The organism is Nostoc commune NIES-4072, assembly GCF_003113895.1.
Lineage (GTDB): Bacteria > Cyanobacteriota > Cyanobacteriia > Cyanobacteriales > Nostocaceae > Nostoc > Nostoc commune.
The window spans coordinates 419,414-434,280 of record NZ_BDUD01000001.1 but is presented as its reverse complement, the minus strand read 5'-3'; the positions used below and the strand labels follow the sequence as shown (position 1 = coordinate 434,280).

The following is a 14,867-nucleotide window of genomic DNA, read 5'->3' as shown; positions in this document are numbered from 1 at the left end:
GCAAAACCCGATAATGATTTTGGATAATCAATTGTAGAGCAATGACTACGGCAGCAAGCTACGCTTCACCTGCTATAGAAAAAATATTGGGTGGAGCTACACACCCCACCCAACTTAAAATAATCTAGAATATAACGCCTAATTCGCTACTTCAGCCACCTCAATAACCCGCCCTTCATAGTCCTTGACCAAAAAATTCAGAGGCTTCTGGTTGCGAATCTTGAATTTCAAACCGCGCACTTCGACTCGCATTAAAATCATTTCTAGGCAGTCATGATCAAAACAAACGTGGCGTTGCTGATTTTTGCTACCTAAACTCGCGCCAGTAATGACATGTAGCTGGGTGTTTTTCTTCAATTGATACCACAGCCCATCATTCGCATTATTCATCATTTTGCTAGACAAGCTCGGCCCAGTAGACATATATAGTGGATCAATGCCAGTTGCGCCGATGGTTTGTTCGTAATTGTAGTAGTAGTGCAATGGCACCTCAGCTGCTGGCAAATCTAGCAGCCCTTCATACAACTGTCGGGCAATCTCCAAATCCGACACCATTACAGTGTGTACTTTTGGGGCACTGGTGAGAAACATCCACATTGCGCCAGCGTAAGCTGCTAGCAGCATCACCATAATGCCTTGAGTGGAGAACAGGCTATCTAAGGGCAGAGAAGGCAGAAAGGAGCCTAAGGTAAGGGGACTGAGCAGGAACGACATCACACTAACTGCTATAACCATGAACAAATAAGGATTCTATAAAGGAGCCGATTTTATGATTGTCAATTAAGACTAAAATTAAGTCTTTGTTTCTAGTTTATCAATTATCAATACTCAAGTAGTCTGAGTTTGGGCTACAAACTGGGCAACACCAAGATATTATGCGATTAGCTACCGGAGTGCAATTCCCAAAACTATTTTAACAACTATCCATCGAAAGGCTTATGCAAATTCCTCATTTCCCGGAAGCTAATCACCCCCTGGTAAAGTCGCTGTTCCATCACAGTGACCATGAACTACTGACTCTGTTTCAGCAAAATCCAGATGCCGGAAAATACTTCACGGTGATTTTTTGTCGCTATAGTCCCATAGTGTACACCTTAATTCGGCATTCGGCGCGATCGCCTGTGCAGGCAGATTATCTGTTTGCCCTCACCTGGCGACATATCTACTATGAACTCGGTGGACTAAATTTAACTGACTCCGAATCAGGTAAGGAAGCCCTAACCATGCAAAATTGGTTAATTAATATGACAGCTTTCTGTATTAACGAGATTAAAGTACCACCCACAGAAGCAATTCATTATTCTCTGCAAGCGACTTCGCCGCCGCTATGGTGCTATGTACAACAGGCATTAGACCAACTACCACCTGTTTTGCGATTAATCGTGTTAATGGTTCAAACTTTCCACTGGAGCGAAACTAGAATCGCCGCCTATCTGCAAGCCGAAGGAGAAGCGATCGCACCTAACGAAGTAGCCGATTTTCTCCAGGAAGGCTATCGTATGCTAGAGGACAAATTACCCACAGATATCCGCACTATATACTTTGGAGAAGATTTAGTCCAATCGTAACTTAAGTATAAATGCGTATATTCTTTGTCTTCAATTAAAAAAATTAAAACTTTTTCTTAGACCTTTTACTTAAACCCGCAATAGGGGTAATTTTTATGAAACAACGGCTTGTATTTCCCAAGCAAAAGGTAGGCTTAATTTGTGTAGGTGCAATTTCTCGTCCCCAAATACTTGTACAGAGCTTTTTACTGTTTACTTTCTTGCTGAGTTCCATAGCTGCGAATGCAGCTGATATTACGCAACAACTCCATCGCCCTTTAAATAGTTCCGTTGGGCGACAATCAAGAGATGAAGCAGATAGCTTGCTGAGTATCGGTGAAAAACAATACGCTTCAGGATATGCCGATAAAACAATTACCTCTTGCTTGCGGGCACTAGAACTATATCACGCAATTGGCGACCTGAAAGCACAAGGTCTAACTTATAATTTACTTGCTAAGGCTTATATCCAGCTTGGTAGTTTAAAAGAGGCGGAAGATGCTTTAAGAAGAGGATTAGCGATCGCTCGTGATACTAAAGACTTCCAATCTCAGATTTTTGTGCTAAATAATATCGGTACATTTTTCCTACAACAAGGAGAATTTGCTGCTGCTGGCAATTCTGTTGAAGATGCACTCGCAATTGCTCACAATGTCAAAAACATTGAGGGAGAAGGACTATCTTTAAGTAATTTGGGTTTAGTAACTGCCAGGTTAGGAGATTATAACAAGGCAATTAAATTGTATGAAAATGCTTTAATCTTCCGCCGTCAGACTGGCGATGCCATCGGTGAAGCCAATACCCTAAATAATTTAGGAGATGCTTACTTAGCATCTGGAAATTATCAGGATACCATTGGCACTTACGGGGCAGCAATGCGGATAGCTAAAACCAACCGCGATCGCACTAATGAATTACGGGCAATTGACGGTTTAGTTACTGCTCATACTGCTGTCGGACGCTACGAACGGGCTTTTGATTTACTAGAGCAACGTTTAGCACTCGCTAAAGAATTGCAAAATTTGCGAGAAGAATTAAAATCTTTTGAGTCTTATGCTCAGTTATACAAGCAACAAGGTAATTACCTAACTGCCCGCAATTTTTACGAAAGAGCGATTATATTGGCGCGGACATTGGAAGACAGCAAGCAAGAAGTGCAATTGCTGGATCAGCTAACTAAAATGCTTCAACGGTGAATAGAAGTTTTGAGTTAGGAGTTATAAGTTAGTAGTAAATCTTAAGTACGGTGTGTTATGCCCTTAGCCTAACGCACTACTATATAACTAACTCTTCACTCCTAACTTCTAACTATTTCTAATTCAAAAACACTGAACCGTTTCGTTCAATTCTCAAAGCACTTCTACCCTGTGCTGCATTGGTGGCTTCCTTAAATCTAACTTCCAAACTTCCTGATTCTGAAGAGGGTTGTGGAGTTACTATCAACTGTCCACTATCTTGTCGTTCAAATGTCACTGTTACTGGTGCCCGTAGACCTTGCAGTGTTACATAAGATTTACCTTGTAGCGATCGCGGTGCTGTATCGCCAATTACTTGGTAGGTTACATTAGCCGCAGTATCATTTATCAACCTAATATTAACTGTACCATTGGTCAGTGCGATCGTAGTGCTGGGGGTTTGCCGTGGTTGTAGTAGTGGTTGCTCAGTGGAAACCGCCCCTGTTGCAGGCTGTTGAGTTTGCTCGGCAGAAACTGGGCTTTGTGAGCTAACACTTGGTACTGGAGCTTCACCACCTACACCCAATCTTGTTTGCTCTTGTGATGGGGTAGCAGGTACGGGAAGAAGCCCTTGAGCAGCTAGTCTTTGAGTTAGCGCATTTGGAGGACATCCCTGTGGTACCACAACGCGACTGTTATGTGGTTCTTCGTAGAAAACTCTAGGACAGGGGTTAATCTTGGGAGTCGATTGTTGTCCTACTGATTGTTGTCCTACTGATTGTTGTGCTAGTGCTTGAGGAATTGCTGGCAGAGTGATCAATAATCCACCGCACATAGCACCAAATAACTCAGCAGACTTGCGAAAATTTTTAAACTTCATATTCATTCTTAACTCCTAATACAATTCAATTTGTTTTTCTTTAAAAGAAAAATTTATCAAACAACAAGTTTAATTAACGGCTAATCTGTACCCAATACTTTTTAAAGGTTAACAACTCAATCGATTTTTTACCTCTAACTAGAGATTCAAAAATAAGAGATTATCAGACATAATATTCCATTCTAAAGCTTGATAATAATTAATCAATTCAGTAAGCAATACCTTCGCAAAAATCTAATACTTTAGAAAGGTGTAACTTTCCATATAAGGACTAATACTAATTATTCATCTAAAGTATCAATAATAGAAATATGATGTTAGTAACCAATTCGATTGCTAAATATTGCAACTGCTTTCATATAAATTAGTAAATAAATTGACTTGTCTACATCTATCACAGGAAACAAATATTTCTTGCCGAATTAAGACTCAAGAGTTATTGGTAAAGTGACAGTGAAAGTAGTGCCAACGCCTTGAGTGCTTTCAACTTGAATATGACCCTGGTGATGTTCGACAATAGCTTGAGCGATCGCCAATCCCAATCCTGAACCAGTAGCACTGGCTGTAGCTATATTCCCAGTTGTATGAGTCCGTGCCGGGTCTACCCGGTAAAACCGATCAAACAAGCGTGGTAGTGCTTCTGCTGGAATTCCAACACCGGTATCACTCACTTTAACTTGCAACTGGGCGCTGGTATAACGTAGTCCAGAAACGCGATTTATTCCTTCTATCCGCGCTAATTCCACTTTCACCCGTCCACCTGCTGGAGTGTAATGCAAAGCATTAGCAATTAAATTTGTGAACAGCCGCACCAGTTGATCCCAATTACCCACAAGGGTAAACCAATTTTCCAGTAATTCCGGGCTAGTTTCGGAGACAGGAGGATCAACTAAGTCTAGAGAAAGAGCGATTTTTTTTTCAGGGAGTAACAATTGTTGTTCTTCAACCACCTCCATCAGCAAGGCATCAAGCGGACAAGGTGAAAAAGTATCTTTGCTAATACCACTATCCTGTCGTGCTAAGAACAGTAAGTCATTAACTAACTTACCCAAACGCTGCGTTAACCGTTCCACCACCTTTAATTGTTGCCGATACTGCAAAGAAGTAGTCGCTTCTGTCTCTACCAAATCCAAGTCAGCAAGAGCCACTTGCACATTAGTTTGAATCAAAGTAATGGGACTTCTAAGTTCATGAGAAGCATCAGCAGTAAATTGTTTGAGGCGTTGGTAAGATTCACCTACAGGTTCCATCGCTTTACCCGAAAGAAACCAGCCACTTGCGCCCACAGAAAACACCATTAAACCAATACCTAGCGCCAAATCAAAAATTAGCTGGCGACTGGGTTTAGTAACTTCAAACCAGGGATGACTAACACGCAGATATCCTAATACTTGCCGCCCTAATTCCACCCGTTGGGTAACTTGCCGTAATAACAATGGTGACGGTAGAGACGCGATTAATCGCGTCTTTAATTTTGAATTTTCACTCTCTCCTTTAACTACGCGCACAGTTTCACCAGTGCGGTTGGCATGAATGGGAATATTTAAGGGTTCGGATAGCGTTGACCAAAGTAATTCACCAGTCGGACTAAACCATTCTAGGTCGATGTGGTCATCTTCTACAGTATCGGTATTATCACGAAAACTGGCATCTAAATTAATGCGAAATTTATCTGCATCAGCATTAATTGGCTCAAATATGAGTGTAGACGCACAAGGGCTTGTTGTGAGACAACGCTCCACTATTTCCACTACATGATTAAGGGTATCGTCAATCCGCTCAATCAGTGTACTGCGGACGTATAAATAAACGCCACTGGCAAACAGTAGCAGTAATACAGCAGTGACAGTAGTATACCAAAGGGCGAGACGGCGACGAGTAGCTTGAAACATATTGCAATGTGGTGAAAAATGCTTTGGGTAAGCGAGTTAGCAAATAAAAAACAGATATGGTATCATCGATTATTTTCCTTGAAAATACTCTTAATTCCGATCTAACCGGAAAAATTTTTATACTAAAATCATCTAAATAAATAATTTATTTTTTTAACGATTAACCTCAGAAAATTAAGTACTTTTACGCAGGCATCATCTTTTACCTAAGAGTTAAATTTTATTTGCAGTGAAGTTTGAAGGAGAAATACAAAAGAACATTAAAAATTTCATAGCAACAGCTAATATATAACTCTTTTGTAGATGAATTTATAAAGTTGTAACAAAATTACAATTGGCTACAAAAAGTTTGAGAAATTTCGTAATGGCAATAACTTTCCTCATCTAGTACTTATTTTTCGCTGAAATGAACCAAATTGACTGTTAACGAAAGACTAGGAAGATTCAGCAATGTGTTTAAAACTTGAACCCTAGACTCAAATCTATGCAGTTATCTATTTACATAGGTGCAACAAATATCAGAAGGTTGAAATATTTAATATCAAGTAATTCACATACAAACGCTTAAATTACGAAAGTAAAAACCATACTTCTGAAAGGGTGCATCACCACGACACAATTTAATAATTTGCCAGAAGTAACAAAAATTTGTGGTTGATTAATAGTAATAAGCTTGCGTTAGTTGCAAAACTATGAGTAATTTGCAGCCAATACAAGTGTTTATTTGATAAAAAATAATAGATAACTTATGCCAACTTATTCAGGATTCACCGATCCAGGAAGTACAACAGCCACAGCTTTAAATACTGCAACTTATATCGGTGGTTCTCTAACCAGTACAAGCAACACCTTTCAAGATTCTCTTAACTCTAGCAATGATTCAAGCGACTTCTATAAATTCACTCTTAGCAGTTCCAGCATCGTTAATATAAATTTGGATGGGTTAGGGGTAGGGAGTGATGCAAATTTAGTACTGAGAAACAGTGCAGGAAGTCCTATTACTAATTCGAGTACCACTGGTAATGTATCAGAAACTATTCGTACTAGTCTAACTAATTCACCTTCTAACACTTACTATGTGCAGGTTTACTTAACAAGCGGTTCGGCTAACACAACATATACGTTAAGTCTCTCCGCAGAAACAATCCAAGAATCTGGAAAGCTTGATAACTCAACTGCACAAGCAAACACCAACAACGACATAGGAACCTTTTCTAATAGTGGTAGCTACACTGCTACTGATTATGTGGGATCTATAGGCGCAGTTATAGATGGAGATGACTACTATAAATTCACATTAAGTACTAGTGGAACTGTTAATATCAACCTTACCAATTTAACTGGTAATGCTGATTTACAGTTACGAAACAGTTCCAACTCGATTCTTCAACCTACTAGCACTCAACTAGGAACCGCACCAGAATCAATTAATTCTGTGCTTGCTCCAGGTACTTACTATATCCGAGTCTTTCCATATTCAGCAGTAACTAACTATAACTTAGGTTTTTCTTTCACTGCCGACGCACCAGATATAGCAGGAAATACATTGGCAAATGCCAAGAGTGTAACCTTAAACTCTACCCCCATAACCTACTCTGATTTAGTTAACCAAGGTGACACTAAAGACTATTACCGCTTTGATTTGACATCTGATGCTTTAGTTGATATTAAGTTTACATCATTATCGGCAGATGCAAATCTACAACTCCTGAATCAAGGTAACAGTACTCTCCAAAGTTCCAACCAAACAGGATTAGCTCTAGATTCTATTAGACTCAGTTTAAATAGTGGAACATACTACGTCTTAGTGACTCCTGGTACAACTACAACAGCTAATTACACCCTCAGCTTATCTGCAACACCAATAGGAACAGATCAAGCTCCTAATGGTTATACATCAGCTAAGAATATCGGCACGTTAAATAACTCTCAGTCTTTCAATGAATTTGTTGGCAACATAGATACTGATGATTATTACAAGTTCAATCTCAACAATAACAGCCAATTCAATCTCAATCTTTCTGGTTTAATTGACAATGCAGATGTTCAATTGCTTAATAGCAGTGGTAACGCGATTCAAACATTCAATCAGACAGGGAATACGCCTGAAGTTGTCAGCACTGTACTCAATGCAGGGACATATTACATTCGTATTTTTACTTTAGGATTAGCCAACACCTTCTATAACTTGAATGTAAATGCAAGCCCTCAAACTAAACTACTTCAAGTCAATCCCACTGGCAGTTCTGACCCTGATAATTTTACAGCTTTGAGCAGTACTCTATACTTTACAGCTAATGATGGCACTACAGGTGTTCAATTATGGAAGAGTGATGGTAATACAAACACTCGCCTCTCTAATATCACTGGTTTCAACCCCAGTAATCTAATTGTTTTTAACAATAAGCTATACTTTACTGCCACTGATAGCACATTTGGTACAGAACTATGGGAGTCTAATGGTACATCTGTAACTAGGGTTAGTGATATTAATTCTGGTAGTGGTAATTCAAACCCAGGTAATTTAACCATTGCTGGAAACCAATTATTCTTCTCAGCAATTGATAGCAGTAATACTAGAAAACTTTGGGTATATAACGGTACGAATCTTAGGCTAGTTGATGTTAACCCTGGTTTTGCCACCACCAATGCAGTAAATAGTCCATCCACTTTTACTACCGCTTTTAATAATCGACTCTTTTTCACAGCTAAAAACAATAGCCAAGTTTGGTCAACTGATGGCACAGTAGCAGGTACACAAGTCATCAGCACAGGAGGAGTAACTAACTCCTACGCACGTAGCTTGACTGTAGTTGGCAGCAACTTGTACTTCACTGCTAGCGATGGTACAACTGGGCAGGAAGTCTGGAAATACCAGAGTGGTACAACAGCTAGCCTAGTAAAAGATATTACCCCTGGAAATAACGGGTTTGCACCAACATATCTGACAGCCGTTGGTAATACTTTGTACTTTGTTACAGATAGCGACAATGACTTTAATTTGGAACTGTGGAAGAGTGATGGCACAGCTAACGGAACCTTACCGATTAATCCGAATGGAGACTCACCTAACATCGGTTTCGGGTCAATTTATTTAACTGCTCTTGGCAATACTCTCTACTTTGTTGCAAATGATCCAGATACAGGTGTGGAACTCTGGAGTACAGATGGTACTAATGCCAACACAGTAGTAGTTAAAGATATTTGGACTGGCTCCAATAACAGCATTCCTACTAGTCTCGTCAATTTTAATGGCACCCTGGCTTTTGCTGCTTCTGATGGCACAAACAGGGAACTGTGGTTCAGTGACGGCACAGCTATCAATACACGCAAGGTTAGCAACATCTACTCTACAGGCATTGCTAACCCAAGTAAGCTGACTGCCGTTGGTACGCGACTGTTCTTCAGCGCCACAGACGGGGCTAATGGTACAGAGTTATACGTGATTTAAATAGGAGGTGATTGCTAAAAACACGAAAAAAATATTTCAGGTAATACCAGTCAATCTAAGCAAAAATTATTTGCTGCATTCAGTTTACGAAATTTGCTAATAGTCAACACAAATCAACACAAATACCAAGAATAGGGAGAATTTTCCAATATGAAGAACAAATTTTTAGCTATTGTTGCCGCTAGTGCATCTGTTTTAGTCAGCGCTCTTGTATCAGCCCCTGCTCATGCTCAGATTGTCCCAGGGCCAAACCAAAATATCAGTGTCGATGTTACAGTCCCAGAAATTCTGTACTTACGGACTATCACAAGTGCTACTTTAGCCCTTACTCCGGCAGATTTCACTGGTGTTGCACTAAGCCAAGTAGGTACAACAGATGCCTATATTGGTTCAAACCAGTCAGCTGGATCTACTCTTGACCAATCATCACCATTTACGGTGGGTTCCGCTATTACTAAGCCTATTAACACTGCTTATGCTGTTTGGTCAAATAGCCCACGTACTGGCGCTACTGGCGGCATAAACGTCTCTGTATCGATACCTGGCACTTTCGCAAATGCTGCTGGTACTCTACCAGTTGCAGTGACTGCTGGTACTAATGTATCTAACCAAGCAGCCCCTGGATTAACCATTCCCTATGTAGGTAATATTAGCTTAGATATTACACCTAGTAGTACTACATCAGCTGGAACATATACTGGTTTAGTTAACGTGCAGGTAGACGCACCATAGACTACTTGAGTCTAGCCTGTTTGGTAATGGAAGGAAATATCTACTTCCTATCTTGTAAGTAAAAAGTAGATTTTCTTCCTACCTCTTAATATGGTTCAGTAAACTGATTTGCTTTCTGCATTTTCTCTAATCCTCTTCAACTAGAGGCTGAATTTTCTTGCCAGATTATCCTTGTTTAGAGAAACCCCACTCAATGGAGGATTATAACTGAACCATTTTTTTCACTACTAGAAGCTAGTAACAACCTATGGATAGGTTTTTCAGTAGTCAAGCTTCGGAAGTGGAATACAGGGAATATATCTACATTAATCTTAGCATTTCAGTGATATGTTGCCAAATAAAATTGTTAGCTACCAAAGCTACCTTGTCACTTGTTTAGGCGTAGTCTTAGGGATAGTATGGCCAGCCAGTTCTCCGGCACAATTTATATCTCGTCCTGAACCCACAGAAATTAACAGATTAGCCACTCCCCAAACAATAAAGATACCTCCAATACAACAATCAGAGATTGCTCCAGCAATATCCAGCGAATCGGTTGCTCAGGGAGATTTATTAAGCCCACCCCGATTTAATACCTTCATTACTCGTGAATTACCAGGTATTTGGCAAATGCGAGTACCCATAGAGCAAGTAGGTTTGCTCTACGCAACCTATGAACTACAAGCTCAAAATGGCGCTAACAATGCAGTTAGCAACCAATTGCGTTCTGACTCTGCCCTTACCGTTGTGTTAGAACCACTATCTATTGTGGAGATTTCTCGTGACCCCAACACCAAGACGGCTTTGGTGCAAGGGGGAGTGCGATTGAAAATGAATCTTTCAAATAATCAATTAGCTGGTACGTATTCTGGAGAACTGATAGTTAGGGTAGACCAGCGTTAGCGAACTGCTATTGACATAAAAAATTAGTGATTTTGCGGTGTGTACTAAAATGAATTATTTTATTCCATTGTTCAAAAAATCTACAGGTATTGTTTTAGGTTTAATTGGGTCGTTAGCTCTGGGTATAGTTCCAGCAAAAGCCATCAATATTGGTGTTACGCCTCCCAGATTTCACATAGATATGAGTAAAAACACAACCCGTTCTCAATCGATTCGGGTTTTGAACTTAGACTCTAAGCCCGTGGAACTGAAAATTTCTGTTCAATCATGGGTAATGAATGAACAGAATCAACTGCAAGCAGTTTCTCCCCAAGAACAATCATTAGAACAGTGGATTGTTTTCACTCCTTCTAAATTTATAGTTCCACCAGGGGGCGCTCAAACAATTCGTTTTACTATTCGTCCTAGAGTAAAGCCCCAAGCAGGTGAACACAGAGCAGTTCTTTATATTGAAGAAGTTGCAAAACAGAATCCAGCCTCTAAGGGTGTAGATATAGTTGCTAAGGTAGGAGTTGCAATTTACGGATATGTAGGCGATATCAAGAGAATTGGTGTGTTAAATGCTGTCAAGGTAGACACTAAAAAAGATACCCTGAATGCTGTTTTTGATATTTCTAGTCAGGGTAACGCATCTGTCAGACTCAATGGCCAATATGCTATTTGGCCAGCTGCTAAATATCCAGGTGCAGAAGCGACAAAACCCATAGCTAATTTAGATAAGCCAGGAGCAAAAGTTAACGAACCTGTAGCTGATGCAGGATTTTTACCTGCAACACCAGTTTTACCTGCTAGCCGTCGTCAAGTATTATTACCAATCACCAAAAAACTATCCCCTGGTAATTATGTCTTGGATATAAATGGGGAACTCAATGGTGTAGCTATTAAAAAAAACATCCCTTTTACAGTGCCAATTAATGCTCCACTGGCTAATAATACCAACACTCAAACTCAGCCTGCTTCTCAAAAATTAAGAAATTCTCTCAAAAATCCTCAGCATCGCAGATAAACTATTCCACATTTAAATTGCGTTAATTGGGCTAGGTAAAATTCTAACTCGACGAGTTTGATGGAATTTAAATGTGCAAATTGAATGTGTTTTAGCTTTTGTAAATTCAAAAGCTAAAGCTTTGCTAAATAAGTTTTTTTATTTTCTCAGCGATAATTTGTAGCCGGGAAGTTTCTTCGGCTACCCATACAAATTTGTGTACTTCAGTTTATGCTCTACCAACCTTCAGCATCTCCCCCACCAATTACAATTATACAGTCAGAGAATGGTTCTTGTAAAACGCAGTTAGATACCCGCGTTAGTCAAGAACATAAAGCATTTGCCGGAGCAATTGCAACTCCTTCACCACCAGAAACATTACCACCTGAGTTTTCCACATATAAACCACAGCATTCTTGCAAGGTAAACAATGAAAAAATTACAGCTAGTAACATAACTACTGAAAATACTTTAGATTTTGACACCAAGCAACTTAGTCAACAGGTTGTGGCTCAAAGTATCACACCCTCACCAGCCTTCCAGGATTCAGATATTAGTGACATCAAAAGTACTCTAAGAAATATCAAACAGACTGTTCAAAATAATGATGTAAAAAAATCGATTTCTCCTGATAAAGAACAAAATATTAACAATGTAATTATTCCATATCCTCCTAGCAGTGATGCTTTAAAAACTTCAACAAATCAGAATAATCCTACTCCTAGCTTTCCTATTAATAATATCTTAGCTGAAGCTAAAAGTTTATTGTTGGGAGTATTCATTAATGGACAGGAAGTTGGGAGTTTAGAAATTATTCCAGATGGAGGAAAGTTATTAATTCCACTGTCTGATTTTGCCCAAATTGCTGGATTTACGGTTGAAAATATTGATGGTGGCAAAACCCAACTAAAAACACCTTTAGGTGTAGTAACTGCTACAGAGTCAGACTTAAAAAAAATTAATGGTATTACTTATATTCGTGATACCTTCTTAAAAGAGAAATTACTTACTGAGATAGAGCTAAAAACTTCAGATTTAGCTTTGAATGTTGATTTACCTTGGCGCAGAGGTAGTGGAGAATCTAAAAATCAAGCAATTGACCTCAAGCCTGAAGTTAGACCTCCTAGCAGTGGTTTATCTACTTTCCGACAAGAGTTAAATTATTACAGTAATTCTGGTAATACAAACTGGCGTAGTTCTTCTCTTTTGGGTGGGCGTTTGGGAGGTGGAGCGTGGCGATTACGTTTAGAGAATGATTTTGTTAAGCAGCCCGAACTAAGTGAATATTTTTACTTTAAACGCTCAGGGCGACTGCTTTATCAAATAGGTCGCCAACAAATTGGGTTAAATCCTTTAGCTACTGGTCTCAATTTAACGGGAGCGCAGATTGGTTATACTAATCTACCTGTCGATAGGTTTAATACAAATTATACTGCAACTGAGCTTTTACCCAGACGTTCTCAGCCAGTACAAACATTTCGGGGTGTTGTCCCTCCAGCAAGTTTTGTCCAATTGAGAGTTAGCGGCGCAGTGATTGCTCAACAGCAAGTAGGACTAAGTGGAGAATACGACTTTGCTGATGTCAATTTGCCCACTGGTCAAAGTAATGAAATTGAACTGTTTGTATTTGACCGCAATAATTTCAGCGTACCTACAGAAATTCGTTCTTTAAGACTGAATGCTTCAGATTTATTGTTACCAGCCGGCGGTAATGTGCAGCTAGCCGGTATAGGATTAACTGGTAACTATATCCAAAATAATTTATTAGATGATTTTCCTTCGACTCAATCAGGCAAATTAGCTGGATTTTATCAAATACGTCAGGGTATTTCTAATAATTTAACGTTAGAAAGCTCTGCACAATTATTAGCTGATAGTACACAAGCGCAGGCAGGTTTTGCTTGGCGTTTGGCAAATCCTGTAATTTTATCAGCGAATGCTGGTACTTCTAATGGTGAGTTAGGTTATGCGGCTAATTTGGATATTCAGTTGGATCGGGTTCAAATTTTGGGAATTTCGGAATTATATCCAACAGGCTATTTTAGCAGCAACGATCAATCACGCGATCGCAAGAACAATGCTCTCGATATCAGATATAAATTCAGTAACAACCTTAGTCTAGGCTTTATTGCCCGCAGTTACCAAAACCAAAGTGATTCAAGTAATTACATTCTGCCGACTTTCTCATTCCGCCCATTGTCTAACTTGTCTTTTAGAGGTACACCAGATTATCTTGGCAACTATTCATTCAACGCCTTCTACCAACCAACAAAAAAAAGCAGACTATCTTTTAACTCTTTTGGTGATGTTTATACAACAGATTTTGGCTATAACCTGAGCAGTAATTATCTACTATCCTTCGGGACTGAATCTGGTGGTGATTTAGCTACTCGTTACACTGTAGGACTAAATTATAACTCTCCTAGCATTTCAGGTCTGAGTTGGCGGTTAGGACTAGGATATAGGGATGGAGAATTTGGGCCTGTTGTAGGCGCTAGTATGCGGATAGTACCAGGATTGTTCGCCTCAATTGATTATCAAGGCATCCCCTCTAGGAATAGAAACATTCTTGGTGGCATTGGGGACGATCGCCTGACCATATCCTTAGTATCAGATTTATCATTTGCTGGCGGTAGAGTGTCGCCGGCTGAATATAGCTCAGTTACCAAAGACAGAGGAGCGATCGCTGGACGAATGGTTGTTCAAGGTGGCAGGAAGGGTACAGACCTTGGTGGCGGTACTATCAATGTTTACGATAACCATGGCCGCAGTGTCGGTACAGCTCAAATAGACGCTCAAGGTAATTTCTTTATTGGTAACTTGCGAGAAGGTGTCTATGTAATTGCACTAGATCCAGACGAATTACCAATTGAAGTTGCTGTGCAGAAAACTTCTATAGTTGCGGAAGTAGCAGGTGCAGCTGTGACTCAATTAGATTTTCCCGTTAGATTAGAATATGGTATGGCAGGCAGAATTACTGATGTGTCAGGTCAGCCAATACCAAATGTGGAAGTAGAACTAGTTGATGCCCAAGGCAAACGAGTAGTATCAGCCATGACCGACGAATTCGGTCTTTATCGTCTAGACGCCGTTCCCGTTGGTAACTATACATTGCGCGTTCCTGTTCAAGATGGCATCGCCAACAGCAATACTTTACCAAAATTAGAAGTAGCAATTAGTAAAGAGTTTGTCTACGACCAAAATCTGCAATTACCCATTGCCACAGCTGCTAAAGAAACTCAGGAGAAAAAAGAAACTCAAGAAAAATAACTTTTTAGGATTTTTCTAAAACCGACAATTAGGGACAAAGCGCTTCACTTGGA

At 39.7% G+C, this 14,867-nt stretch carries 10 protein-coding genes; 7 read left to right on the top strand and 3 right to left on the bottom strand.

Features of this window, described 5'->3' with window-relative positions; all coding sequences use genetic code 11:
* Positions 1–138 precede the first annotated feature (138 nt).
* Positions 139–735: a glyoxalase-like domain protein gene (locus CDC33_RS01870; protein WP_109007049.1), complete on the bottom strand. Its 597-nt coding sequence runs from the start codon at positions 733–735 to the stop codon at positions 139–141.
* Positions 736–938: 203 nt separating this feature from the next.
* On the opposite strand from CDC33_RS01870, the gene CDC33_RS01865 reads away from it, so the two are divergent.
* Complete coding sequence (locus tag CDC33_RS01865) at positions 939–1,568, top strand: sigma-70 family RNA polymerase sigma factor (RefSeq protein WP_181373865.1); 630 nt, start codon at positions 939–941, stop codon at positions 1,566–1,568.
* A 95-nt stretch (positions 1,569–1,663) separates the two neighbouring features.
* Positions 1,664–2,743 (top strand): tetratricopeptide repeat protein, encoded by a 1,080-nt coding sequence (locus tag CDC33_RS01860; RefSeq protein ID WP_181373864.1) that lies wholly within the window; start codon positions 1,664–1,666, stop codon positions 2,741–2,743.
* Positions 2,744–2,861: 118 nt separating this feature from the next.
* Here the strand turns inward: CDC33_RS01860 and CDC33_RS01855 are convergent, their stop codons facing one another.
* Entirely contained in the window at positions 2,862–3,608 is a 747-nt protein-coding gene (locus CDC33_RS01855) for a hypothetical protein (RefSeq protein ID WP_109007047.1), read from the bottom strand.
* A 416-nt stretch (positions 3,609–4,024) separates the two neighbouring features.
* Positions 4,025–5,494 (bottom strand): sensor histidine kinase, encoded by a 1,470-nt coding sequence (locus CDC33_RS01850; RefSeq protein ID WP_109007046.1) that lies wholly within the window; start codon positions 5,492–5,494, stop codon positions 4,025–4,027.
* A 748-nt stretch (positions 5,495–6,242) separates the two neighbouring features.
* Here CDC33_RS01850 and CDC33_RS01845 point away from each other — a divergent pair.
* The 5 genes from CDC33_RS01845 to CDC33_RS01825 all read left to right on the top strand — a co-directional run bounded on the left by CDC33_RS01845 (position 6,243) and on the right by CDC33_RS01825 (position 14,814).
* Positions 6,243–8,945, top strand: coding sequence for a pre-peptidase C-terminal domain-containing protein (locus CDC33_RS01845; protein ID WP_109007045.1), 2,703 nt, complete (start codon positions 6,243–6,245; stop codon positions 8,943–8,945).
* 150 nt (positions 8,946–9,095) lie between these two features.
* On the top strand, positions 9,096–9,677 hold the full coding sequence (locus CDC33_RS01840) for a hypothetical protein (protein WP_109007044.1): 582 nt from the start codon (positions 9,096–9,098) through the stop codon (positions 9,675–9,677).
* Positions 9,678–10,004: 327 nt separating this feature from the next.
* Positions 10,005–10,559 carry a hypothetical protein gene (locus CDC33_RS01835; RefSeq protein ID WP_109007043.1) on the top strand — a complete coding sequence of 185 codons (555 nt, stop codon included), beginning with the start codon at positions 10,005–10,007 and terminating at the stop codon, positions 10,557–10,559.
* 49 nt (positions 10,560–10,608) lie between these two features.
* Positions 10,609–11,565, top strand: a complete 957-nt coding sequence (locus CDC33_RS01830; RefSeq protein ID WP_244919107.1) for a fimbrial biogenesis chaperone — start codon at positions 10,609–10,611, stop codon at positions 11,563–11,565.
* A gap of 210 nt (positions 11,566–11,775) precedes the next feature.
* Positions 11,776–14,814, top strand: coding sequence for a carboxypeptidase regulatory-like domain-containing protein (locus CDC33_RS01825; RefSeq protein WP_109007042.1), 3,039 nt, complete (start codon positions 11,776–11,778; stop codon positions 14,812–14,814).
* Positions 14,815–14,867 lie beyond the last annotated feature (53 nt).

Coding starts and splice junctions, on each gene's coding strand:
- CDC33_RS01835 (WP_109007043.1), top strand. CDS start 10,005: ATGTTGCCAAATAAAATTGTTAGCTACCAAAGCTACCTTGTCACTTGT.
- CDC33_RS01830 (WP_244919107.1), top strand. CDS start 10,609: ATGAATTATTTTATTCCATTGTTCAAAAAATCTACAGGTATTGTTTTA.
- CDC33_RS01855 (WP_109007047.1), bottom strand. CDS start 3,608: ATGAATATGAAGTTTAAAAATTTTCGCAAGTCTGCTGAGTTATTTGGT.
- CDC33_RS01860 (WP_181373864.1), top strand. CDS start 1,664: ATGAAACAACGGCTTGTATTTCCCAAGCAAAAGGTAGGCTTAATTTGT.
- CDC33_RS01825 (WP_109007042.1), top strand. CDS start 11,776: ATGCTCTACCAACCTTCAGCATCTCCCCCACCAATTACAATTATACAG.
- CDC33_RS01845 (WP_109007045.1), top strand. CDS start 6,243: ATGCCAACTTATTCAGGATTCACCGATCCAGGAAGTACAACAGCCACA.
- CDC33_RS01840 (WP_109007044.1), top strand. CDS start 9,096: ATGAAGAACAAATTTTTAGCTATTGTTGCCGCTAGTGCATCTGTTTTA.
- CDC33_RS01865 (WP_181373865.1), top strand. CDS start 939: ATGCAAATTCCTCATTTCCCGGAAGCTAATCACCCCCTGGTAAAGTCG.
- CDC33_RS01850 (WP_109007046.1), bottom strand. CDS start 5,494: ATGTTTCAAGCTACTCGTCGCCGTCTCGCCCTTTGGTATACTACTGTC.
- CDC33_RS01870 (WP_109007049.1), bottom strand. CDS start 735: ATGGTTATAGCAGTTAGTGTGATGTCGTTCCTGCTCAGTCCCCTTACC.